Below are 763 nucleotides of genomic sequence, written 5' to 3'. Positions count from 1 at the left end.
TATGTTGGATGGAAACGAATGGATGACTTTACAGAAAAAAGGTTTTACCACTCGTACCCAAGCTATTATTTATCTCATCAACACGCACTCGAACAGTCGGACAATCGAGATGGCAAGTAAGCCATTCTTTGTCCGAAGGCGATTCATCCCCCACTTACTCATTGGGCTTTACCCTTCTCATTCCTTGAAGATGGGGGTTTTCTCGCCTATTTTAGATAAACACACGCTTTACCTGAAGTATGCTTTCCAAATTTGGAGAGCAGTTCTTCTCGTTTAGGATCTCCTGTTGCAAAGTACAGACTAATTTTCGCTTTACGTGGCGAAAAGCCAACTAGTGGTGCATCCCCTTCATGACCCGAATCATATGTATAATGATACGACCCAAAACCGATAATACTAGGTCCCCACATTTTAGCTGGATATCCCGTTACCTCTGTAAAGATATCGAGTAATTGATAGGCATCCTCTTTTTTCCTCGGACTGTCAACCGTTTCGATAAACTCTATCACACTATCATCATTTTGTTTCGTCTTTAACTCGTACATTTCCAATCACCCTTTCTAGCTCTCCCCATTGTACCGTTGTTCTACCCCTACCATTGTTACTTTCCATTGTAGCCAATATTCGGAATTATAACAATCAAAACCACCAGTGTGAACTGGTGGTTTGCTCTGCGGCTGGAAGCCTCTATTACCGGCCTCGGCCTTAAAGGCCCACCGAACAGTTTCCCTTCTGCACCACATTCACTCACTGATTCTAAAGA

The 763-nt window shown here is 43.0% G+C and carries 1 pseudogene; it reads right to left on the bottom strand.

The annotated features are described in order from the left end of the window. Window positions 1-212: 212 nt before the first annotated feature. Window positions 213-545, bottom strand: a pseudogene (locus tag AAIB49_RS19905) (DUF1801 domain-containing protein); the annotation flags it as partial. Between the last annotated feature and the right edge of the window lie 218 nt (window positions 546-763).

This window comes from Ornithinibacillus proteolyticus, assembly GCF_039581225.1.
GTDB lineage: Bacteria > Bacillota > Bacilli > Bacillales > Amphibacillaceae > Ornithinibacillus > Ornithinibacillus massiliensis.
This window is presented reverse-complemented; position numbering and strand designations above follow the sequence as displayed.